Source organism: Micromonospora sp. U21, assembly GCF_018070045.1.
Taxonomy (GTDB): Bacteria; Actinomycetota; Actinomycetes; order Mycobacteriales; family Micromonosporaceae; genus Micromonospora.
The window spans coordinates 135,425-156,989 of sequence record NZ_JAGPYK010000005.1; the positions used below are offsets into that span (position 1 = coordinate 135,425).

Sequence of the window (21,565 nt, forward strand, 5' to 3'; positions counted from 1 at the left end):
CATGGCAAAGCTCATCTACTCGATGATCACCTCGCTCGACGGCTACGCCGAGGCGGCGGAGGGCGACCTCGGCACCGGGGCCGACGATCAGGAGGTGCACACCTTCATCAACGACCTCTTCCGCCCCGTCGGCACGTACCTCTACGGCCGGCGGATGTACGAGACGATGGTCTACTGGGAGACCGCGCACACCGAGCCCGACCAGCTGCCGCACATCCTGCAGTACGCCCGCGACTGGCAGGCCGCTGACAAGATCGTGTACTCCACGACGCTGGCGTCGGTTTCCAGTGCGAAGACCAGGATCGAGCGGACCTTCGACCCGTCCGCGGTGCGCAAGCTCAAGGCCGAGGCTGATCACGACCTCACCGTCGACGGCCCGAACCTCGCGGCCCAGGCGATCGCGGCCGGCCTGGTGGACGAGTACCACCTGTTCATCACCACGAGCGTGGTCGGCGGCGGCAAGCGGTTCTTCCCCGACGGCGTGCGCCTCGATCTCGAGCTGGTCGAGGAGCGTGCCTTCGACAGCGGACTGATCTACGCGCGCTACCGGACCCGCTGACTCGCACCGGTTGGTGACGCTGCCGGCGGCCAAGGCGGGGCAGGTGAGACCGGTCGCCTCGGTACGCGCGACCTGCCGACGCTGCGGTCGTTCCACCGCTCGTGGGGCTGGACCGAGCGCGACGGCGGTGACGACGAGTTCGTGCAGTTCGACGCCGGCGGCGTACGACTCGCGCTGTACCCGCTGGGCCTGCTGGCGTCAAGATCGAAGTCGCCGATCCACGTGTCGCGCGGATCGTCGGTATCGGCGGCGCACGTCGGGTCGTGCCGCGCGGCTCATCGAGGCCGAGAGCGGCGGCGGCGTATCGTCGGGGATCCTCCGCTGCGCCCGGCGACTGCCTCGACGTACACCGGAGCGGAAAGTCTTCGAAAAGATCTGGGTCTGCTTGTCGATTGGGGCTGATCCTTTTCGTAGCCCTGGTGAGAGCCCGGCACCGAGACGGGCCAGACAACCACTGGAGGGCACGATGACCACCACTGTGAACACGACCCGCGCCACCACTTCGACTCTCGGTGCGCTGATCCGGACCGGTGTCACCGCCACGGTTGCCGCGAGCGCCGCCACCATGGCCGTCGCCGCCGCCGGCCACGCGGCAGGGGTCAGCCTCGATATGGGTGGCGCCCCGATTCCGGTGGTGGGGTTCGGCGTGCTGACCGCGGCATTTTCGTTGATCGGCGTGGTCATCGCCGCGCTGCTGTCTCGTTTCGCTCGGAGTCCACGGCGCATGTTCGTCCGCACGACGGTGGTGCTGACGGTCCTGTCGCTGGTGCCGGACGTGATCGCCGACGCCGGGACGGCCACCAAGGCGCTGCTGATGCTCACCCACCTGGTCGCGGCCGCGATCGTGATCCCCGCTGTCGCGCGCCGCCTGGCTGCCTGACCTGTCGCCATCCCACCATCGAGCTACCGGAGGATCATCATGAAGCAGTACCTGCTGGCCGTGCACTTCGTCGAGGGCGCGCCGACACCGTCTGACGAGGAGATGCAGACCATGTTCAGGGAGACGGGCCGGATCAACGACGACATGCAGGCCGCGGGCGCCTGGGTCTTCGGCGGGGGACTCACGTCGCCGGACAGCGCCACCGTCGTCCGGGTCGAGAACGGCACCACCACCATGAGCGATGGGCCGTTCGCCGAGACGAAGGAGCACATCGCCGGGTTCTGGGTCATCAAGTGCGCGGACCTGGACCAGGCGCTGGCCTGGGCCGAGAGGTGCTCGGCGGCCTGCGGCCCGGTCGAGGTACGTCCCTTCGACGACCTGTCCCAAGCCTGACCAGGAGCCGGTCTTCCGACATGGACCTGGCGAGCATCTACCGCGCGGAGTACGGCCGCTGCGTCGCCACGCTGGCCCGCCTCCTCGGTGACATCAACCTCGCCGAGGAGGCGGTCCAGGACGCTTTCACCACGGCGCTGCAGAAGTGGCAGACCCCACCGCCGAACCCGGGTGCCTGGATCGTGACCACCGCACGCAACCGGGCCGTCGACCGGCTCCGCCGGGAGTCGACCCGCGAGGCCCGGCACGCCCAGGCCCTGCTGCTGCATCAACAGGACGAGCCACGAGAGGTGGGACCGGTGAAGGACGACCAGCTGCGACTCATCTTCACCTGCTGCCACCCGGCGCTCGCTCCGGACGCGCGGACGGCCCTCACGCTGCGCCTGCTCGGCGGCCTCGAAGTGCCGGAGATCGCCCGGGCCTACCTCATTCAGGAGGCGACCGTCGCCCAGCGGATCGTGCGCGCCAAGAAGAAGATCCGAGACGCCGCCATCCCCTACCGGGTGCCCGCGGAACATGAGCTGCCGGACCGGTTGCCGCCCGTGCTCACCGTGCTCTACCTGATGTTCAACGAGGGCTACGCGTCCACCGCTGGGCCGCTGATCAGAACGGATCTGTGCACCGAGGCGATCCGGCTCGCCCGCGAACTCGCCGCGTTGATGCCAGACGAGCCCGAGGTCCTGGGCCTGCTCGCCCTGCTGCTGCTGACCGAGGCGCGCCGTTCGGCCCGGCTCGACGCGACCGGCGACCTGGTGCTGCTGGCTGACCAGGACCGGTCATTGTGGAACCGACCGCTGATCGCCGAGGGCCACCACCTGGTCCGCCGTTGCCTGCGGCGCAACCGGCCCGGCCCGTACCAGATCCAGGCCGCGATCAGCGCGGTGCACACCGACGGCGCCGCCACCGACTGGCCGCAGGTCCTGGCACTGTACGACCAGCTCCTCGCGCTCGCGCCAACCCCTGTCGTCGCGCTCAACCGTGCCGTCGCCGTCGCCGAGGTGCACGGGCCGGCGGTGGCCCTCGCCGCGTTGGAGGATGTCGACCTCCCGGGCTACCACCGGCTGCCCGCCACCCGGGCCGAACTGCTCGCCCGGCTCGGACGTGACGACGAGGCCCGAGCCGCCTACGACCAGGCCGTGGCACTGGCCACCAACGAGACCGAGCGTGCCTTCCTGCAGACCCGTCGTACCGCACTCACCCGTGAATGGAGAACATCATGACCGCCACCTACACCGTCGATGTCTTTTCCAGCCTCGATGGCTTCGGCACCACCAGCGGCAACTGGGGCGGCTACTGGGGTAAGCAGGGCCCCGAGTTGCTTGAACACCGACTCGCCCTGTACGGCGAGGAGCAGCGCATGGTCTTTGGAGCCGGCACGTACCGGGTGTTCGCGCGGATGCTGGCCGCGAGCACCGAGGAGTCCGAGGTCCGTGACGCCTGGGTCACCCGGATGAGGAGCCTCCCGGCGACGGTGGTGTCGAACACGCTGGAAGGACCCCTCGACTGGCCGGACGCGACCATCGCGAGCGGTGACGCCGTCGACGTCGTCGCCCGGCTCAAGAAGGAGTCCGAGCTGCCCTTGCGATCGCACGGCAGCCTGTCGTTGAACCGGGCGCTGATGGCCGCCGGTCTGGTCGACCTCGTCCAGGTGACGCTCTTCCCGGTGATCACCGGTCAGACCGGAACGGAGCCGATCTTCCAGGGGGCGGCCGACTTCGACCTGGAGCTGATAGAGAGCCGGACACTCGACGGTCGCGTTCAGGAGCTCATCTACCGGCCCACCCTGCACGTCTGAGTTCGTCCGTGCGGACGGCCGTGCGGAGCTTGGCGTGACCTGGCCACTCGATACGCCGAACGTCCAGCCCTCTACCGGGGCAACCTGGTCTTCATCGCCGCCATCATCTGGCTTCGATGATCGACACAGGCCCTAGTTACTCCGTTTGCTGGCGTCGAGGGCAGCCTGCTCCACTCGCTGGCGGTAGTCCAGCCACCATGACTCGTCGGCGGGGGGCAGGTTGTCGTTCCTGGGCAGCAGCCCGGCCGCGCCGTCGATGAGTTCGCGCACGATGTCAGCGTGGCCCGCGTGCCGTTGTGTTTCCGCGATGACGTGAACCAGGACGTGGTGCAACGTGACCGCTCCATCGCCCCACCACGGCACACGGCCGACCTCATCCAGTGCAAGAGCTTCAATGGTGCTGTCGGCGTGGGCGATCGCGCGACGGTACAGTGCGACGATCTCCTCGCGGGCCTCATCCGCGGTCGCCCACATGTCGGCATTGGTCTCCGCTCCGTCGCCGACGTACGGCAGTTCCTGCTCGAACGCCCGGCCGAACACGACGCCGAAGTAGAGGATCTCCATGGCCGCCGAGTGCTTCACCAGACCGAGCAGGTTGGTTGCCGTCCGGGTCAACGGCCGCCGAATATCGTATTCGCCGAGCCCGTCGAGCTTCCACAGCAGCGCGTCGCGGCCGCCCTTCAAGTAACTGTGTAGGTCTGCCTTCATCGCGGCACTATGGCATCTGGTTGGGTGTCGGCGCTGCCCCGGACGATCCACCGAGCTCATGATCGGCAGGACACGCCCCAGGCCTGCTGGGCGGTCGATCGGTAAATGTGTAGCGGGTTGTTGCCCGTGTGGGGACACTGCGCCGGTGACCGGTTCTGCACTGCCTCGACTGCTTCGACCTCGTGCCCTGAGGCCCGGAGATCTCGTCGTTGTCGCATCGCTGTCCGGGCCGTTGCATGCCGCTTACGAGCCCGACCTCGAGCAGGCGATAGTCGTGCTCGAGCGGATGGGGTTCCGCGTGCGTCGGGCACCGCTACTCCTAGCAGGGCGGCACCATTGGTGGAGCGCCGCTACGCCGGCGGAGATCGGCAGGGAATTCAATGCTCTTCTGCGTGATCCTGAGGTGCGCGCCATCATCGCGCATGACGGCGGCCAGACGGCGCTCGGCTACCTCGACCTGATCGACGTTGAGGCGATCGCTGCCGACCCCAAACCGATCCTCGGCTACAGCGACGTCTCGCTGCTGCATCTGGTGCTCTATGCACGCACGGGTCTGGTCGGGTTCCATGCCGACCTGGCCACGCCGGGACTCGGCGGGGCGTGGCAGGCTGTGCCCGCGGCGCGCCGAGCGGAACTTGAAAAGCTCTACTCGACGTTGCTGACCGGTACGGAGGCGATCGGTGCGCTGCCGGCCACCCGGTCGTGGGAGTGCTGGCGTGCCGGTCGTGCCGAAGGCCGGCTGATCGGCGGGGTGCTCAATCGCATCATGCGGGCGCAGGCGACGCGGTACGCGCTGCCGCTCGAATGGTTCGACGGCGCGGTGCTGTTCTGGGAGGAGATGGGCGGCTACGCGTCGTGGGTGTGGAGCGATCTGCAGGTGCTGCGGCACTGCGGCATCCTCGATCGGATCTCCGGCATGGTCGTGGGCGTCCCGTACGCGATCGACGGGCTCGGCGCGCCCGACGCGTCCCCGACCCTGCCCGAGATTGTCCTCGACGTCCTGGGCGACCGTGACATCCCGGTCCTGGGCAACGTTGAGTTTGGACACGCCGGCCCGAATCTGCCGATGCCGGTTGGCATCCGCGTCAGCCTCGATGCGCAGCAGCGAACATTGTCGCTCCTCGAGCCGGCGGTACGGCCGCACGCGACAACGGGACCGGTCGGCTGAGCAACGCGGGTCCTGCCCGCTTCCGTGCGTCGTACGCTGCGCGAGCATCCAGCACCGCAGAGGATGCTGGTTCGCAGGGAACTGACGACCCGCGGATCCACAGGTTGAAGGCCCAGTGCGAGGTCCGCCGGTGCAGGTTCTCCGAGGAGAACCTGCACCGGCGGACCAATCTGATGCAACCGGGCTCACACAACTGACCCGCGATGCCGCCCGGACCAGATGGGCGCCTACTTGCGGATCGTGATCGTCGCCTTGCGGTAGTTGTTGCGCTTGTCGTTCTTCGTCGGGTCGTAGTTCTGTTCGATGTTGCCCGCCGCATCGACCGAGAACCAGTGGTACGTCGTCGTCTCGGTCACGTGGAACACCTCGCCCGGCTCCCGGAACTCGGTCGCTTCGTAGCGTGGCGACTGGAGTGTGGGCCGGCTGCCGTCCGTCGTGTAGTAGATGGTGGCCGGCTCGCTCGTCTCGAAGCGCACGTCGACGGGCTTGGAGTATTTCCCGCCGCCGGGAACGAGCTTGGACGTCGGGTCCTTCTTGTCCTTGCCCCAGTCCGCCGCGACCCGGAACATCTCCATGATCCCGTTGGCGTACTCCATCGTCTCGGCGTGGCCGCTGACGAGGTTGGGATCGCCCTCCCACACCGGCTGGAACGAGCCGCCCTGCCAGTTGCCGGTGGCAGGGTTGTAGACCGAGCCGCCGACCTCCCAGCCGAAGGCGTAGATCCCGTAGGTGTGGTACAGGTCCTCGCGCACGTTGCCCGCGGAGGAGTAGAGGACGTCCGACGAGCCGCCGACGTTCTCCGGCGTGACGACGGTCTCCCTGTGCGCCTTGACCTGCGACAGGATCCGGCCGGCCGACTGCCAGTAGAACGCCTCGTCACCCAGCGGCGGGCGCGGTGTGGTGATCCGCCCGTCCGCGATGTAGGCACCGGGCTGCCAGAACAGCTGGCCGCCGTTGGAGTGCACCGACATCATGAACTTGATGTTCGAGTACTTCTCGACCAGCCAGATGATGTTCTCCGACTCAGGTTCGGACAGCTTCTCCGGTCCCTGGTAGGTGTTGCTGACACAGCTGGTCGACGCACCCGCGTAGCCGTCGTGACCCGACCCGACCCGGTAGTTCCGGTTCAGGTCGACGCCCCAGGAGTCACGCCGGGCCGGATCGGCGTTCTCGTCCGGGCAGTGGTTCGTCATGTTCCGGCGCTGTGAGGCGAAGTTGTAGAAGCTGTAGTTCGCCCCATCCGGGTTGTTGGACAGAATGAAGAAGACGTCGGTGCCCTCGACGATCTTCTTGGTCTCCTTGTCGGACCTGTAGTTGTGCACCAGACGCTCGGCCGACTCCAGCGAGGTTGTCGCGGGCACCCACTCGCGGGCGTGGTCCTGCGCCTGGATCAGGACACCGGGGTTCCTGCCGTCGCGATGCTTACCGATCCGCAGAACGGGGATCGTGACCGGGCCGCGCGGCACCTCGCCCTCCGGTGCGCCGACGCGCTTCTGGTCCAGGAAGTCGGTCAGAGCGACCGGGCCGGACGTCGGCGCGACGATGCCGGTGCCCGTGTTGGTCCGGTACGGGTGCGCCCGGTCGATGAGGCCCTGGGACCGGGTCTCCAGCGCCGCAGCCACCTCGGTAGCCGTACTCGCGACCCCGGCGGAGGCGTCCTTCGCGAGGAGGACGCGGACCGCCTTGCCCGCCACCTCGACGCTGAGCGGGAGGTCCGCACCCGGCCGGTCCACGAACTCGACGGTGATGTCGTTGCCGCCCTCGTGGCCCCACGCCGCCGAGCTGACGACGACCGCAGACTGCCCGGTACCGCCGATCGTGGCCTGCGCCTTGCGCTGGTAGCCATTCGTCTGGTTCGGCAGGTAGACGATCTCGGCGATGTCCGGGTACTGCCGGGCGATCTCCTTGGCGCGGCTGTAGAGCTGCTGCGGGTTCCGGTAGCCGTCGACGAAGTCCGACTTGTAGCCACGATTCTCCGTCAGCGGCGGCGGAGCGTCCTCGAGCCAGTCGGAGACGTCACCGGTGACGACGCCGCCGGTCGAGCTCGTGACCCGGATCTGGTTCGGGCGCGCGTCGAGCTTGAACAGATTCCGGTGGAACATGTACTGCCCGGAGTCGACGAACCGGCTCATCGTCCGGGCGAAGCCGAACGGCGTACGCCGGCCTGAGTCGTTCTCCAGCTGCATCGTGACGATCGGGTCCGCCTGCTGCCCTTCGGTGGTCCGCGCCTCCACGTAGAGGAAACCCTGGCCCTTCGTGGTGAACCAGTCAGCGCGGACGATCCGTACCGTCTCCTCGTGGCTGAGCGGCTGGGCAGCCTGCGTACGGAAGGCTTGGATGCCGCCGTCGGCCTCTTCGCTCCAGGTGAAGCCTTCGTCTTCGCCGAGGATTTCGACGCCCATCGCCTCGAGTTCGGCGATCTGCTCGGCGGTCACCACCGCCTCGCCTTCGATGCCGCGGGGGACGCGCCTGAGGCCGTGCTCGAGGTCGAAGCCGGCGGCGACCACCTTGTCCAGCATGTTGGCGCCGGTCAGCTGGATGCGTACGAGGCGTACCAACTCCCGGTCCTCGAGGTGGGATCGCTGCGAACCCGCCGTGGCTGTGGACCCCGCGGGATCCGCCCCTGCGGGCACGGGCGCGGGCACGATGAGGACGCTCGCCACCAGGGCGGGCAGCGCGAGAAGCGCGATGCGCGGTCGTCCGCGTTGCATGCTTCCCTCCTTCTGTTTGCGGCCTGTGGTTGATGCCGGGGCCGGCCCACGAGCGGGCCGGACCGGTCCGTTAGGACAGCCATGCTGAGCTCACCCACGGTGAGCCTGGGTACGGCGACGGTCGCCGTCGTGAGAAGGAGCGTGCGGGGCTGTGAGCGAGCCGAGCGGGGTGAGTGTATGCGAATTCTTCACATCGACAGGTCGCGTGACCCGGATCTTGAGCAATGCTTGAGTTGGCCGTCCAACCTCGGCTGCCGACGGTCGAACCGGTCCTGTGTGGACTGTGGTGGGTCGGGCTTGTGTTCCTTCATGGGCTGCCACCATCCGGCCTGTGTCTGTCGGGGATCAACCGGTCGGAGATTGGCGACCGGACGGGCGGGGGTGCGCGATAGCGACAGCTTCTTGTTAATATCGAGCACGAAACTCCATGCTGAACTGCCGGCGTCAACCCCTGACGAGGAGTCGCGATGACCGAGCGGGAAACGTGATTCTCGCCGTTGCGCCGAACCCGGCGCTCGACGTGACCTACGGGCTGGGGGAACTGCACCGGGGCCAGGTGCAGCGGGTGCGAACCGTCAGCGAGCGCCCCGGTGGCAAGGCCGTCAACGTCGGCCGGGTGCTGCACGACCTGGGGGAGCGGGTCATCGTCACCGGCATGTGCGGCGGCCCGGGGGGCGTGGCCCTGCAGGCCGCTCTCGACCGGGCCGGCGTGCCGTCCGACCTGCTCGACGTGCTGCCGGACGTCCGGCGCACGCTGGTCGTACAGGAGACCAACGGAGTGACGACGTCGCTGTGGGAGCCTGGCTATGCACCGGTGGATCCGCCGGCCGCCGCCGACGCCCTGACCCGGCACGTGAGCGAACTCCTGGCCGGTGCCGACGCGCTGGTCGTCTCCGGCAGCCTGCCACCCGGCGTGGACCCGGGGCTTCCGGCTCGCTTGGTCGGCGCGGCAGTGGCCGCCGGAGTGCCGTCCGTCGTGGACGTCAGCGGCCCGGCGCTGCAGGCGGCGACGGCTGCTGGCGGGGCGGTGCTGATGCCGAACGCGGACGAGCTGGCCGAGTTGGTTGCTCACCTGCCCTCGACGCCGGCCGAGGCCGTGCGTGCGGCCCGCCGGCTGCTGCCCCCCGCCGGCCGGGTCCCCGCGGTCGTGCTGACCCTGGGCGCCGACGGGATGGCTGTGGTACGACCGGATCTGGCCATCCTGGCCGCGCCGCCGGAGCGGATCCAGGGGAACGCGACCGGCGCCGGCGACGCGGCCTGCGCGGCCGTCGCCCGGCAACTCGCGGCCGCCGGGTCGCTGGACGCCGTCGACTGGCGCGGCCTGCTCGTCGACGCGGTGGCGCTGTCGTCGGCAGCGGTGCTGCGTCCGGTCGCCGGTGAGGTAGACGTCCGTGCCTACCGGCGCTGGCGGGATCAGGTGAAAGTGGAGGAAGTATGACTCTGGCTTCGATGGCGGAACTCGTCATCCCGGCAGCGCGGGACCGCCGGGCCGTCGGGGCGTTCAACGTCATCCAGCTTGAGCACGCCGAGGGCATCGTGGCCGGCGCCGAACGCGCGGTACGCCCTGTCGTGCTGCAGCTGTCGGAGAACACGGCCCGCTACCACGGCAGTCTGGCACCGCTGGCGCTGGCCTGCCTCCGGATCGCGGCGGAAGCGTCCGTGCCGGTCTGCGTACACCTGGATCACGCCACCCAGCGTGAGCTCGTTGAGCAGGCGGTCGAACTCGGCGTGCCCTCGGTGATGGTCGACGCGTCCGGGTACTCGTACGAGAAGAACGTCGCCCTGACCGCGGAACTCACCGCCTGGTGTCATTCGCGCGGGGTCTGGGTCGAAGCCGAACTCGGTGAGATCGGGGGCAAGGACGGCGCGCACAAGCCCGGCGTACGGACCGATCCGGACGATGCGGTCGCCTTCGTCGCCGCCACCGGCGTCGACGCGCTCGCGGTCGCGGTCGGCTCCTCGCACGCGATGCTGGTCCGTGACGCGGTCCTCGATGACGAACTGATCGCGGCGATCGCGGCGAAGGTGCCGGTGCCGCTGGTCCTGCACGGCTCTTCCGGGGTCTCCGAGGCGGGCCTGCGGTCGGCAGTCGCGCACGGGATGTCGAAGATCAACATCGCGACCCATCTCAATGCGGCCCTGACGGGTGCGGTCCGGCGTGCGCTCGCCGCCGACGAGGACCTGGTCGACCCGCGGAGGTACCTCGGTCCGGGCAGGGACGCGGTGGCCGGGCAGGTCGCCCATCTGGTCACCCTGCTCGCCCCGTGACGTCCCGGGCCGGCCTCAGGCCAGCAGCACGTTGACCCCGGCGGCGCGCAGGTCGGCGACGACCTTCGCGTCCGCGCCGTCGTCGGTCACCAGGGTGTCCACCGCGTTGACGTCGCAGATCCGGGCAAAGGAGTGCCGGCCCAGCTTCTCCGAGCCGGCCACGACGACGACCCGACGGGACCGCCGGACCATCGTCGCGTCGATGCCGGCCTCGCCCTCGTCGTGACAGGACGTGCCGCCGTCGGGGGAGAACGCGTCGACCCCGAGGATCAGCACGTCGAGCCACAGCTCGTTCAGGACCATCGTGGCCAGCGGCCCGGTCAGCTCGTACGACTGGGGCAGTGCCACGCCGCCGAGGATGACGGTACGGACGTGGCGTCGCAGCACCATCTCCGTGGCGATGTTGAGTGCGTTCGTCACCACCGTCACGGCCGGCCGCTGAACGGCCTGGGCGAGGTCGACCCGCGCGGCGAGGCGTCGGGCCGTCGCGGACGTGGTGGTGCCACCGTTGAACGCGACCACGTCGCCCAGTTCGACGAGCTCGCAGGCGATCGCGGCGATGCGTTCCTTGGCGCCGTTGTCGCCCCGGCCCCGGTAGCGGACCGGCAGGTCGTACGAGACGGACGTGGCCACGACCCCGCCGTGCGTCCGAGCCGCCAACTGTTGCTCCGCCAGGGTGGTGAAGTCCCGGCGGACCGTCGCCTCGGAGACCTGCAGGGCACTGGCCGCCTCGGCGACGGACAGCCTGCCGCGCGCACCCAGGATGTCGAGCAGCGCCTGCAGGCGCTGGGGGCGGTCTCGGCCGTCCGCCCGGTCGGTGGCGGCCTCGACCGTGCTCACTTGACGGCCCCCGCCGTGAGGCCTGCCACCAGGCGCTTTTCAACCAACGCGAAGAGAATGATCACGGGCACGATGCCGACGATAGAGACTCCGAAGACGTATTGCCACGCCGAATCGTACTGACCGACGAATTTTGTGATGGCGACGGTCAGCGGCTGGTTCTCCGCCGTGGTCAAGATGACGAGGCTGGCCGCGAACTCGTTCCAGCACGCGACGAACGTGAAGATGATCGCGGTGACGATGCCCGGCCAGACCACCGGCAGGGTTACCCGCCGCAGCGTCTGCAGTTTGCTGGCACCGTCGATCATTGCCGCCTCGTCTATCTCCTTGGGCACCCCGGCGAAGAAGCTGTGCATGATCCACACCGCGAAGCTGAGGTTGAACGCGCCGTTGACGAGGATCATAGCGAGCCAGGTGTCGTCGATGCCGATCGCGAGGAACTGCCGGAACAGTCCCGCCGCGAGTACGGTCGGCTGGAGCATCTGGGTCACCAGCACCAGGAGCAGGAACGCCAGTCGTCCGGGAAAGCGGTGCTTGGCCGTGTAATAGGCGGCCGGCATGGCCACCACCAGGACCAGCAGTGTCCCACAAGCCGAAATGACAATGGTGGAGACGAGGTTGTAGGCGAGCGGCGTCTCCGGCGTGGACCACATCGACGCGTAGTTCGAGGGCACCCATTCGGTCGGCACGTATGTGGCCGGAATACGCAGGATCTCCGAGTGCCGCTTGAACGAGCCGATCAACATCACCAGGTAGGGCGCCAGGAAGAACAACGCCACCACCGCGCCGGCCAATGCCATCAACCATCGGCGGCCGCCGCGGCGCTGCCCGCCACGACTTCGGGTGCGACCGTTGTCTCCGCCGGCGCGCACCGACTTCTTGGCACGCTCATCGCCCTGAGATGTGGTTGTCGTCGTCGCCAAGGCTCACTCGTCCCTCATCGGCCGGACAACCCGGAGGTAGATACCGATGACCGCGAGGACGATGACGAAGTTCACGACACTCAGTGCGCTCGCCGTCTCGACCTGGCGGTCCTGCTGGATGTATTTGAAGATCAACGTGGTGGTGGTGTCCGCGTCGTACCCGGGAATGCTGCCGGTCAGCGTGCGAAGGATGGGCAACGAGTTGAAGACGTTGATGATGTTGATCAGCACGGCGACGGCGATCGCTGGCCGCAGGACCGGGAAGATCACGCTCCAGTACGTCCGCACCGGTCCGGCGCCGTCCACTGAGGCGGCTTCCACCACCTCGCGCGGCACCATCTGCAGCCCGGCGAGGATCGTGTACGTGGTGAACGGCAGCGAGACGAACACCGCCACTCCCATGGCCACCAGGAAGGCCGGCACCGGCTGTCGGGTGAAGCCGAACCCGGTGTCCAAGATCCCGACGTCGACCAGGAACTGGTTCATGACGCCGTAGTAGGGATCGAGTCCGTAGTAGAAGACGGTGGCCGTCATCACGACACTGGCCGCCCACGGGACGATGACCGCGAGTCGAACCAGTCGGCGTCCAGGGAAGGCCTTGTCCAGGAACTGCGCGAGCGCCATAGAGACGAGCAGCGTCACCACGACGACGCCGACCACCCAGATCGCGGTGTTGAGCAGCACCCTGCCCAATGCGGGGGAGTCGAACAGCGTCACATAGTTGTCGAATCCGGCCGGGCCACGGTCCACTCCGACCACCGACACGTCCCGGGTCGAGGTCCAGACCAGATAGCCGGCCGGGAACAGGACGATGGTGACAATCAGCGTCAGCGCCGGCAACAGCCATGGAAGTGCGGCCACCAGGTCCCGGCGTGCCTGACGACGCGCCGAGATCGCGGGTGCCGGCACTTCCATGAGTTTGTTGGTCATCATGTGTGAACCGCGCAGGCTCTAGCCGTTGGCCTTGGCCTGGATTTCATCCAGCACCGCCCGGGGCTCCTTGCCCTGCCCGATCTGTCCCATCAGGCTCTGCATCGCGCCCTGGGTGGTCGCCCATTGCGGGTTCGTGCTGGGGTAGAAGCGGGCGCTCGGCAGGACCTCGAGGAAACTCGCGATCTCCTTCTTGCCCGCCAGCGCCGCCGCACCGGACTTGGTGGTGGGCAGGAACCCCTCGGTGTCGACGAACTTCGTGTAGACCGGTGCGCTGAACACGTAGTCCAGGAAGGTCTTGACCGCTTCCTGCTTGTCACCCTTGTTCTTGAACGCCATCAGGTGGTCGGCGACCCCGAGGGTCATCGGCTGACCGTCCCTGGTGGGGATGGGCGCGCTCGCGTACTTGAGGCTCGGGTTCTTCTCCGCGATCTGCCCGACGGTGGGCGGGAGCGCCACCACCATGCCGATCTTGCCCTGGATGAACACGTCGAGCATCGGGGTCCGGTCGGATGCTCCGGGGTCGGGCTGGGTGGCCTTCTCGTCGATCATCCGCTTCATGAACGTGACGGCTTCGAGGTTCGCGGGGGTGTTGACCGCGATGGTCGACCCGTTGGTCCACGATCCGCCGTTGCCGAAGGTCCAGATCGAAGTCTCTCCTTGGGCCTCCTCGCTGCCCAGCGGCATGCCGTAGCCGTAGACGCCGTCGCCGAGACCGGCCACCTTCTTCGCCGCGTCGAGCAGCTGGTCCCACGTCTTCGGCGGTGCCGCGACGCCGGCCCGCTCCAACAGCTCGGTGTTGTAGAACATGGTTCGGGCCGACGCGATCAGTGGCAGGCCGTACATGGTGCCGTCGATCGAGGCGTTGTCCGCGAAGGACTGCTGGAAGTCCGCCACGGTGTTCGCCGAGACCACTTCGTCGGCGGGGTACAACAGGTCGTCCGCCGCGAAGCCCGAGAAGGCGTCGATGTTGAGGATGTCCGGTGCCGCGTTCGACTGGACCTTGGTACGGACGACGTCGTTGATGTTGTCCCAGGACTGGATCTCCAGCTCCACGTTGACGTCCGAGTGGGCCGTCTCAAAGTCGGCGATGATGCCCTCCCAGAGCGACTTGGTGCCGTCGCTGTAGCTGGGCACCAGGAACGACAGCGTGCTGCCGCCCTCACTCTGACCGTCACCGCCGCCGAAGCCGCAGCCCGTCAGCGTCAGGCCGGCAACCGCTACGGCTGCCCACGAACGCACGAATCTCTTCATATCCGCCTCCACCGGCGCAAGGACATCGCCAAAGTCGTGATCGGAATCCTGGCTTGTTGTGATCGTTCCTGACTGGTTCTCTTCGGAACCGTGCACGATCATGCCGTCGCTTGGAGGGATTCTGCGGTGCCGCCGCGAGCAACGTCAAGGCCCTTCGCTGTAACCGCTGCTCAGATAGCGCGCGGCCTCTCCCCGTCCCGATGCATGTTCCTGACCGGTTCCACGGCCTTGTTGACAGATTCGAGCAGAGCGCTCCATTCTGGAGTCGCTTTAGACCCGCTCGCATGAACCATGAGGACGAGGCACCCGATGAGTGACGGAACCTTCCTGGCGGCCGAGATCAAGACCCAGCCGGATGACTGGCTCGGTGTCCTGGACGTGCTGCCCTCCGTGGCGATGGACCTTCCGCAGCCTGGCGAGCGAGTCGCGGTGCTCGGATGTGGAACGTCGCTGTTCATCGCCCAGGCCTACGCGGCCCTGCGCGAGAGCGCCGGCGAGGGCATCACCGACGCGTGGCCGGCCAGTGAACACCAGCTCGGCCGTGGCTACGACCGGGTGTTGTGCATAACACGCTCGGGCACCACGACCGAGGTGCTCGACGTCCTCAAGCTGCGCCGGGACGGCACGCCGGCCACCGTCATCACCGCCGACGCGACGTCCCCGGCGGTGAGCCTGGCCCGTCCGGTCGTGCTCGGCGACGTCGACGAGCGTTCGGTCGTACAGACCCGCTTCGCGACGACCACCCTCGCGCTGTTGCGGGCGGCCCTCGGTCACGACCTGCGTCCGGTCGCCGACCAGGCACGACAGATTCTCGACCGTGGCGGCGACGCGACGAGCCCGGCCGCGTCGGCCGACCAGATCACCTTCCTCGGACGCGGCTGGACGGTCGGGCTCGCACACGAGGCGGCCCTGAAGCTACGCGAAACGACCCAGCTGTGGACCGAGTCCTACCCGGCCATGGAGTACCGGCACGGTCCGCTCAGCATCACCGCGCCCGGCCGGGTCGTCTGGGCGTTCGGAGAGGTCCCCGTCGGCCTGCCGGATCAGGTCCGCGCCACCGGCGGACACTTCGAGTGGTCCGACGTGGACCCGCTCGCCGATCTGGTCCGCGTCCACCAGTTGTGTTCGCTGCGAGCTCGGGCAGCAGGGCTCGACCCCGACCAGCCGCGCAACCTGACCCGGTCGGTCATCCTCGACGGCTGACCGCTCGACACCCGGGCCAGGGTGCCGCCGGTGGCCGGGTCAGGTGGCCCGGCGCTGACTGCCTCGCGTCGGCCCAGCAGGGTTAAGCAAGTGTGCCAGGATCATGCGTCAAACGATCAGATTCAAGCAAAAGATTTCCGATCGGCCATTGCGCTCGCAAGTGGAGTGACCAATACTGCTTGAAATTTCGCGTGACGCGTCACATTCCCGCAGAGGAGCTGATCCACGTGAGTCCCAACGAAGCCATCCCGAACGAGTCCACCGCGGCAGCCGGGTCCCACCCGTCGCGTCGTAACGTCCTGAAGGGCGTGGGCGCGCTGGGCGCCGCGGCCGGACTGGGCGGTGCCCTGCTTCCGGGAGCGGCGGCCAGTGCGGCACCCGCGGCCGAACCTGCCCGGATCAAGGGCAAAGAGAAGTCCATGGTCAACGTGCCCTTCGAGGGCTTCGACGAGGTGCGCGTCGGCATCATCGGCCTTGGCAACCGCGGCGGAGACCAGGCCATGCGGTGGGCCGCCGTCTCCACGATCACCGCGGTCTGCGACATCCGGCCCGACCACGTCGCGGAAACCATCAGCCGGATCATGGACCAGGGCTTCCAGGACAAGGAGCCGGTCGGCTACTCCAACGGCGAGGAGGACTTCGAGCGGCTCGTCCGCCGCGACGATATCGACCTGATCTATATCGCCACGCCGTGGGAGTGGCACCACCCGATGGCCAAGGCGGCCATGGAGCACGGCAAGCACGTTGCCATCGAGCTGCCCATCGCGCCGTACCTGGACGACATCTGGGACCTTGTCCGCACGTCCGAGCGCACCGGCAAGCACTGCATGCTGCTGGAGAACGTGAACTACTTCCGCCCCGAGATGCAGATGTTCAACATGGCCAAGGCGGGGCTTTTCGGCGAGTTGCAGCACGCCTCCGGTGGCTACGTCCACGACCTGCGCTGGCCGTACACCTTCGGGGGTGCCTACCACCCGGAGCACTGGCGGCGGCGCTGGCAGACCCGGATGAACGCCGCCCACTACCCGATGCACGGGCTCGGGCCGGTCTCGGCCTGCCTGGACATCAACCGCGGCGACCGCTTCGACGAACTGGTCGCGGTCGCCTCCCGACCCAAGGCGCTGGCCCTGTTCCGCGAGGAGGACCCGCGGGTCGGCGCGGACCACCCGTCCTGGGACGACGATCCCTACATCTCCGGGGACCGCAAGCAGGTCTTCATCAAGACCGTCAACGACCGGTTCATCCGGGTCGAGCACGACGTGAACTCGCCCCACCCGTACAGCCGGGAGACCACGCTCACCGGGACCCGGGGTTCACTGGAACTGGACAACGCCCGGATCTACCTGGAGTCACTCGGTCACACGAACCACGCGTGGCGGACCGGCAGTGCCTTCAGCACGATCATGAACCAGCACGACCACTGGATCTGGCCGGCCCTGCAGGACCTGGCCAGCCAGTACGGTGGGCACGGCGGCGGCGACTTCATCTCCATCTTCCGGATGGTCCAGCTGATGCGCCTGGGCATGACCCCGGACATCGACGTCTACGACTCGGCGGCGTGGTGCTCGGTGATCCCGCTCAGCCACGAGTCGCTGAAGGGCAAGGGTTTCAAGTCGGTCAAGGTGCCCGACTTCACGCGCGGCCACTGGACGCAGGCGCGCCCCACGTTCGACCGTCCGCGGCCGGAGGACCCGTGGCTGGACGGCAACGGCCGGCCGCGCCGGTAGGCACGAACGCGGGCTGAGCTGACCTCCGGGGTCGGGCACGAACGGTATTGTCCGTGCCCGACCCGGTGCCCGGACCAGCAGCCTCAGGTGCGAGTGTGGCGAGGGGAAGCGGTGAGCGAGGACGCGGTGGTCGTCGCGTTGGACCTGGGCGGTACAGGCATCAAGGCCGCGCTGGTCCGGGCGGATGGGACCAGCCATCACACCGAACGGCACGCCACCGGCGCTCATCGGGGTCCGGAGGCGGTCGTGGAGACCGTCCTGTCCGTCGCCGGAGGGCTGGCTGGCAAGGCCCGCACCGATGGGTTGACGCCGGTGGCGGTGGGCATCGCGGTGCCCGGAGTGATCGACGAGGTGGCCGGCGTGGCGGTCTGGTCGGCGAACGTCGGCTTCCGGGACGTACCGTTGCGGGACCTCGCCGTCGCGCGGCTCGGGCTGCCTGTGGCGCTCGGGCACGACGTTCGGGTGGGCGGCGTGGCCGAGGCCCGGCTCGGCGCCGGGCGGGGTAGCCGGCACGTGCTCTTCGTCGCGATAGGCACCGGCATCGCCGCCGCTCACGTGGTCGGCGGGTCGGCCTACGCGGGCGCCCACGGCGCCGCTGGCGAACTCGGTCACATCGTGGTCCGTCCCGGTGGGCCGCGCTGCGGCTGCGGCCGGCTCGGCTGTTTGGAGGCGGTCGCTTCGGCGGCCGCGGTCGGCCGGCGTTACGCGGAACTGGCCGGTACGCCCGCCACCGCGGCTGACGTCGCCGCGCGGGCCGCCGCCGGGGAGGAACTCGCTGGGCAGGTGTGGCGCGACACGGTCGACGCGCTCGCCGACGGGCTCCTCACCGGACAGTCGCTCTACGATGCGGAGGTGATGGTGATCGGCGGCGGGCTCGCCGAGGCCGGGGCCGGGTTGATCGATCCGCTCCGGGCGGCGTTGCGCGGGCGGCTCGCGTTTCACCGGGAGCCGCGGCTGGTGCGGGCCGCGCTCGGCGACGGGGCTGGCCGCCTCGGCGCCGCCCTGCTCGCGCTCGATCGCATGGAAGTGTCGTGACCGAACGGATCAGCGGCAGGATGGTCAACCCGACCGGGGTCATCCAGCATGTTGGGGAGCCTGGCTCCGCCGGGCATCCTTGACGAAGACGATCCCGTCGGTGCTGGCCACGTTGGCCGGATCAAGCGGGGAGTAACCGAACCAGGGAGAGACCCGGGCAGCGGGCGTCACGTTGGCGAGGGCAGTGGCCAGTCTGCGGGCGTCGACGAAGCAACGTTCCTGCGGGAGCGCGTACAGCAGACCCTCGATGGTGTCCGGAGCCGGGACGTCCACGCCCTGGTGGCGGATCGTGCCGAGGGCTGTGGCGAGGAACGCGTACGCCTCGCCCAGGTGGGCGCTGACGATCGCGCCGGCGCTCCACCATTTCACCGGCAGATCGCCCATCCGCATCGTGCTCATGTCCCGCTGGAGGTGGCCGTTGTGGGCGTTCACCAGCGCCGGGCCCCGCTCCGCGATGGCGAGCAGGTTGGCGGCCATCATTGAATCGCGTACGCCGAGCAGCCTCGCCATGCGGCTGGATGACGTGTCGGCCATCCCGAAGTGGTAGCGCAGCAGGCCGATGGCGGTGCGCCCGTACAGGCGTGCCCGGTGCCAGTACTCCCGTGAGGACGCCGTGATCAGGCGTGGCGTCTGCGCGTCGAGCAGCGCCACCAGCTCGTCGGCGAGCAGCCGCAGCTGTGTGGCGTCGGGCGTCTGCCCCACGGACCGGGACGGGTCCATCATGGCGGCGGGGTTGGTCCACCGGTCGTCGCCGCCGAGCAGTTGGTCGAGCGTCTGCTCGGTGCAGGGAAGCAGGTCGGGGTCGACCCAGGTGGTGAGGTAGGAGTGGAGCGCGGTGAGGGCCTGCCGGGGGCTCGCGGCGCCGGTTATCTCCAGCGGGCCGTCGAAACCGGCGAAGCGCAGGTGCTGTGACGCGGGCCGGCCGTCGTTGTACGCGCGCATCCAGCGCACCAGCTCACGGTTGGCGGCGAAGGCGCCCCACTGGTGGCTGAAGCCGCGCTCCATGACCTCGTCGAGGATGCCATTGCCCGAGGTGACGTAGTCGTCCACGACCAGGCCCAGCACGCAGTCGCTCTCGATGGCGAACGTCCGGTAGCCCTCCTGTTCGACGAGTTGCTGGAAAAGATCGTTCCGCAGCTCGAGGAGATCGCCTTCGCCATGGGTGGGCTCGCCCAGGGCAAGCAGCCGCGGCGTGGCCGCGAGCAACGCCATGACGGTACGAGCGTCGACGACGTGGGCGGCGTCTGTGATACCAGCAGTCATGCCCTAAACCGTATCGCTGAACCAACGGTGGAGGCTTTCCGTCGATATCAGCAGGACGATGAGGTGAAACCTTCAAAGCGGTCGTTAGCTGGTGGGGGCGTCCCGGATGGCGAGCGCGGCTTGGACGAGCGCGGCGTGGGTCAGTGTCTGGGGGTAGTTGCCGAGGTGGGCGCCGGTTGCGGGGTCCAGCTCCTCGGCGTAGAGGCCGAGTGGGCTGGCGTGGTCGAGCATGGTCTGGAAAAGCTCGACCGCCTCGGTGCGGCGCCCGGTGCGGGCGAGGGCCTGAACGAGCCAGAATGAGCAGGGCAGGAACGCGCCCTCGGTGCCGGGGAAGCCGTCACGCCCGGGCGGATAGCGGTAGAGCAGCGGACCGCCAGCGGAGAGCGTGTCCCGAATGGCGTCGATGGTGCCGTGCACACGGGGCGAATCGACGCTGTCGATGTTCAGCAGCGGCAGGACGAGCAGCGCCGCGTCGAGGCCCTCCGAGCCGTAGCGGCGGACGTAGCTGCCCGTCGTCGGGTTGAAGCCGGATGTCCGGACCTCGGCGGCGATGGCATCTCGTGCCTTCTGCCAGCGGCGACGTTGACGGTCCGCCAGGGGGTGAGTGTCGGCGATGCGCAGGGCTCGGTCCAGCGCGAGCCAGCCCATGAGCTTGGAGTGTACGTGTTGGGCCGGTTCGCGGACCTCCCAGATGCCGGCGTCGGGCTCCTGCCAGCAACGGGTGACCACGTCGGCGAAGCCGCGCACCGCCCGCCACGTCTCGCTGGAGAGGCGGTGCCCAGCCTGTGCGAACGCCCAGGCGGCGTCGGTCACCCAGCCGTAACCGTCGAGCTGGTGTTGCCCGGCGGCGCTGTTGCCGATCCGTACCGGGACGCTGCCGAGATAGCCGGGCCAGCCGGGCACCTCCCGTTCTGCTGGTACATGACGCCCGTACAGGGTGAGCAGTGCCGGCAGGCGTGGCCTCTGCAGCCGGCTGGCGTGCAGCAGCCACGCGAGGAAGCCGCGGGCCTCGTCGGCTTTGCCGACGCTGAGGAAGGCACTGACGCCGATGCTGGCGTCGCGGGGCCAGACATAGCGGTAGTCCCAATTCCGCACCCCGCCGGCATCCTCGGGCAGAGACGTTGTGGGTGCGGCCACCGGGGCTCGTGAGGGCGAGTAGGTCAGCAGCCGCAGGGTCAGCAGGCTTCGTACGACGTGTTCCCGGAAGGGCAGTGACCTGTCGATGTCGACGGTCCAGGCCCGCCAGCGGTCCTCGTCCTCGGTCAGCAGTTGCCAGGCCGATGCCGGCTCGACGTGGATCAGCGGTTCGCGGTGGGCCACGGCCAGCACGAGTGTGACCGGACGGCCCGGCCTGACCGTGATCAAGGTAGGCCGACCTGGTTCGATATCCAGCGTGGGTGCGCTGCCCAGAGAAACCGCCAGTGAACCCCACTGACACACCAGGGCCTCGCGCCGTTGGTGGATTCGGGGCCGGCGGTGCCGTACGCCGAAGCGGGGGTCGAACTCGACGACGGCGTCGACGGCTGCCTCATCGGTCGACAGACGCCGCACGATCAGTGTCGTGGGCAGCAGGCGACCGGTCACCTCGGCCACCATGCCCTCGGTGAGGGTGAGCCGGCTGCTGCCCACCGCCCACGTCGTCTCCAGGGTGGCGGTGTACTGCCGGTAGCGCCGTTCGACGACCGTAGCCGGTCGGGCCGGGCCGACCCGGAACGTTCCCGCGTCGGGGCCCCCGATCAGCCGGCCGAACAGGGGCTCGCCGTCGAAGCGGGGCACGCAGAGCCAGTCGATCCCGCCGTCACCGGCGACGAGGGCAGCGGTGCGTGTATCACCCAGCAATCCATAGTCGCTGATCGCCGCCGGGGGCCGGGGACACGTCGTGTCGTACCCACCGGTCATGGAGATCGC

Annotated in this window: 19 protein-coding genes; 11 read left to right on the forward strand and 8 right to left on the reverse strand. The window is 68.7% G+C overall.

The features are described 5' to 3' along the window. The first annotated feature begins 1 nt into the window (after position 1). The 5 genes from KBX63_RS08740 to KBX63_RS08760 all read left to right on the forward strand — a co-directional run bounded on the left by KBX63_RS08740 (position 2) and on the right by KBX63_RS08760 (position 3,627). A complete protein-coding gene (locus tag KBX63_RS08740) occupies positions 2-559 on the forward strand; it encodes a dihydrofolate reductase family protein (RefSeq protein ID WP_210910476.1) in 558 nt (185 codons plus the stop codon). 466 nt (positions 560-1,025) lie between these two features. Next, complete coding sequence (locus KBX63_RS08745) at positions 1,026-1,439, forward strand: DUF6069 family protein (protein WP_210910477.1); 414 nt, start codon at positions 1,026-1,028, stop codon at positions 1,437-1,439. 39 nt (positions 1,440-1,478) lie between these two features. Next, a complete protein-coding gene (locus tag KBX63_RS08750) occupies positions 1,479-1,832 on the forward strand; it encodes a YciI family protein (RefSeq protein ID WP_210910478.1) in 354 nt (117 codons plus the stop codon). Between the two features lie 20 nt (positions 1,833-1,852). Continuing rightward, complete coding sequence (locus tag KBX63_RS08755; protein ID WP_210910479.1) at positions 1,853-3,052, forward strand: RNA polymerase sigma factor; 1,200 nt, start codon at positions 1,853-1,855, stop codon at positions 3,050-3,052. Continuing rightward, entirely contained in the window at positions 3,049-3,627 is a 579-nt protein-coding gene (locus KBX63_RS08760) for a dihydrofolate reductase family protein (protein ID WP_210910480.1), read from the forward strand. The genes KBX63_RS08755 and KBX63_RS08760 overlap by 4 nt, the downstream gene beginning before the upstream one ends. A gap of 132 nt (positions 3,628-3,759) precedes the next feature. Here the strand turns inward: KBX63_RS08760 and KBX63_RS08765 are convergent, their stop codons facing one another. Continuing rightward, a complete protein-coding gene (locus tag KBX63_RS08765; RefSeq protein ID WP_210910481.1) occupies positions 3,760-4,335 on the reverse strand; it encodes a DinB family protein in 576 nt (191 codons plus the stop codon). Between the two features lie 145 nt (positions 4,336-4,480). Here KBX63_RS08765 and KBX63_RS08770 point away from each other — a divergent pair, with 145 nt between their 5' ends. After that, positions 4,481-5,503, forward strand: coding sequence for an LD-carboxypeptidase (locus KBX63_RS08770; protein WP_210910482.1), 1,023 nt, complete (start codon positions 4,481-4,483; stop codon positions 5,501-5,503). Positions 5,504-5,730: 227 nt separating this feature from the next. Here KBX63_RS08770 and KBX63_RS08775 read toward each other — a convergent pair whose 3' ends face one another. Next, positions 5,731-8,214 (reverse strand): M14 family zinc carboxypeptidase, encoded by a 2,484-nt coding sequence (locus KBX63_RS08775; protein ID WP_210910483.1) that lies wholly within the window; start codon positions 8,212-8,214, stop codon positions 5,731-5,733. Between the two features lie 484 nt (positions 8,215-8,698). On the opposite strand from KBX63_RS08775, the gene KBX63_RS08780 reads away from it, so the two are divergent. Together KBX63_RS08780 and KBX63_RS08785 are read left to right on the forward strand one after the other, a co-directional pair. After that, a complete protein-coding gene (locus KBX63_RS08780; protein WP_210910484.1) occupies positions 8,699-9,652 on the forward strand; it encodes a 1-phosphofructokinase family hexose kinase in 954 nt (317 codons plus the stop codon). After that, positions 9,649-10,482 (forward strand): class II fructose-bisphosphate aldolase, encoded by an 834-nt coding sequence (locus KBX63_RS08785; protein WP_247661967.1) that lies wholly within the window; start codon positions 9,649-9,651, stop codon positions 10,480-10,482. The genes KBX63_RS08780 and KBX63_RS08785 overlap by 4 nt, the downstream gene beginning before the upstream one ends. Before the next feature lie 15 nt (positions 10,483-10,497). On the opposite strand, the gene KBX63_RS08790 is transcribed toward KBX63_RS08785, so the two are convergent. Genes KBX63_RS08790 through KBX63_RS08805 form a run of 4 tightly spaced genes read right to left on the reverse strand, consistent with a single transcriptional unit; the run spans position 10,498 to position 14,429 of the window. After that, complete coding sequence (locus tag KBX63_RS08790) at positions 10,498-11,322, reverse strand: DeoR/GlpR family DNA-binding transcription regulator (RefSeq protein ID WP_374102198.1); 825 nt, start codon at positions 11,320-11,322, stop codon at positions 10,498-10,500. Next, positions 11,319-12,245, reverse strand: a complete 927-nt coding sequence (locus KBX63_RS08795) for a carbohydrate ABC transporter permease (protein ID WP_210910485.1) — start codon at positions 12,243-12,245, stop codon at positions 11,319-11,321. The genes KBX63_RS08790 and KBX63_RS08795 overlap by 4 nt, the downstream gene beginning before the upstream one ends. A 3-nt stretch (positions 12,246-12,248) precedes the next feature. Next, on the reverse strand, positions 12,249-13,175 hold the full coding sequence (locus tag KBX63_RS08800; protein WP_210910486.1) for a carbohydrate ABC transporter permease: 927 nt from the start codon (positions 13,173-13,175) through the stop codon (positions 12,249-12,251). 21 nt (positions 13,176-13,196) lie between these two features. Continuing rightward, a complete protein-coding gene (locus KBX63_RS08805) occupies positions 13,197-14,429 on the reverse strand; it encodes an extracellular solute-binding protein (RefSeq protein ID WP_210910487.1) in 1,233 nt (410 codons plus the stop codon). Positions 14,430-14,738: 309 nt separating this feature from the next. On the opposite strand from KBX63_RS08805, the gene KBX63_RS08810 reads away from it, so the two are divergent. The 3 genes from KBX63_RS08810 (at position 14,739) to KBX63_RS08820 (ending at position 18,394) form a co-directional block, all read left to right on the forward strand. Further along, the gene (locus KBX63_RS08810) at positions 14,739-15,632 is read left to right on the forward strand and encodes an SIS domain-containing protein (RefSeq protein ID WP_210910488.1); all 894 of its coding nucleotides are present in this window, start codon (positions 14,739-14,741) and stop codon (positions 15,630-15,632) included. A gap of 227 nt (positions 15,633-15,859) precedes the next feature. After that, a complete protein-coding gene (locus tag KBX63_RS08815) occupies positions 15,860-17,359 on the forward strand; it encodes a Gfo/Idh/MocA family protein (protein ID WP_210910489.1) in 1,500 nt (499 codons plus the stop codon). Between the two features lie 111 nt (positions 17,360-17,470). Next, complete coding sequence (locus tag KBX63_RS08820) at positions 17,471-18,394, forward strand: ROK family protein (RefSeq protein ID WP_210910490.1); 924 nt, start codon at positions 17,471-17,473, stop codon at positions 18,392-18,394. A gap of 39 nt (positions 18,395-18,433) precedes the next feature. Here KBX63_RS08820 and KBX63_RS08825 read toward each other — a convergent pair whose 3' ends face one another. Then, a complete protein-coding gene (locus KBX63_RS08825; protein WP_210910491.1) occupies positions 18,434-19,657 on the reverse strand; it encodes an erythromycin esterase family protein in 1,224 nt (407 codons plus the stop codon). An 84-nt stretch (positions 19,658-19,741) separates the two neighbouring features. After that, entirely contained in the window at positions 19,742-21,556 is a 1,815-nt protein-coding gene (locus KBX63_RS08830; protein ID WP_210910492.1) for a glycoside hydrolase family 15 protein, read from the reverse strand. Positions 21,557-21,565 lie beyond the last annotated feature (9 nt).

Coding starts and splice junctions, on each gene's coding strand:
- KBX63_RS08740 (WP_210910476.1), top strand. CDS start 2: ATGGCAAAGCTCATCTACTCGATGATCACCTCGCTCGACGGCTACGCC.
- KBX63_RS08745 (WP_210910477.1), top strand. CDS start 1,026: ATGACCACCACTGTGAACACGACCCGCGCCACCACTTCGACTCTCGGT.
- KBX63_RS08750 (WP_210910478.1), top strand. CDS start 1,479: ATGAAGCAGTACCTGCTGGCCGTGCACTTCGTCGAGGGCGCGCCGACA.
- KBX63_RS08755 (WP_210910479.1), top strand. CDS start 1,853: ATGGACCTGGCGAGCATCTACCGCGCGGAGTACGGCCGCTGCGTCGCC.
- KBX63_RS08760 (WP_210910480.1), top strand. CDS start 3,049: ATGACCGCCACCTACACCGTCGATGTCTTTTCCAGCCTCGATGGCTTC.
- KBX63_RS08765 (WP_210910481.1), bottom strand. CDS start 4,335: ATGAAGGCAGACCTACACAGTTACTTGAAGGGCGGCCGCGACGCGCTG.
- KBX63_RS08775 (WP_210910483.1), bottom strand. CDS start 8,214: ATGCAACGCGGACGACCGCGCATCGCGCTTCTCGCGCTGCCCGCCCTG.
- KBX63_RS08785 (WP_247661967.1), top strand. CDS start 9,649: ATGACTCTGGCTTCGATGGCGGAACTCGTCATCCCGGCAGCGCGGGAC.
- KBX63_RS08800 (WP_210910486.1), bottom strand. CDS start 13,175: ATGACCAACAAACTCATGGAAGTGCCGGCACCCGCGATCTCGGCGCGT.
- KBX63_RS08805 (WP_210910487.1), bottom strand. CDS start 14,429: ATGAAGAGATTCGTGCGTTCGTGGGCAGCCGTAGCGGTTGCCGGCCTG.
- KBX63_RS08810 (WP_210910488.1), top strand. CDS start 14,739: ATGAGTGACGGAACCTTCCTGGCGGCCGAGATCAAGACCCAGCCGGAT.
- KBX63_RS08825 (WP_210910491.1), bottom strand. CDS start 19,657: ATGACTGCTGGTATCACAGACGCCGCCCACGTCGTCGACGCTCGTACC.
- KBX63_RS08830 (WP_210910492.1), bottom strand. CDS start 21,556: ATGACCGGTGGGTACGACACGACGTGTCCCCGGCCCCCGGCGGCGATC.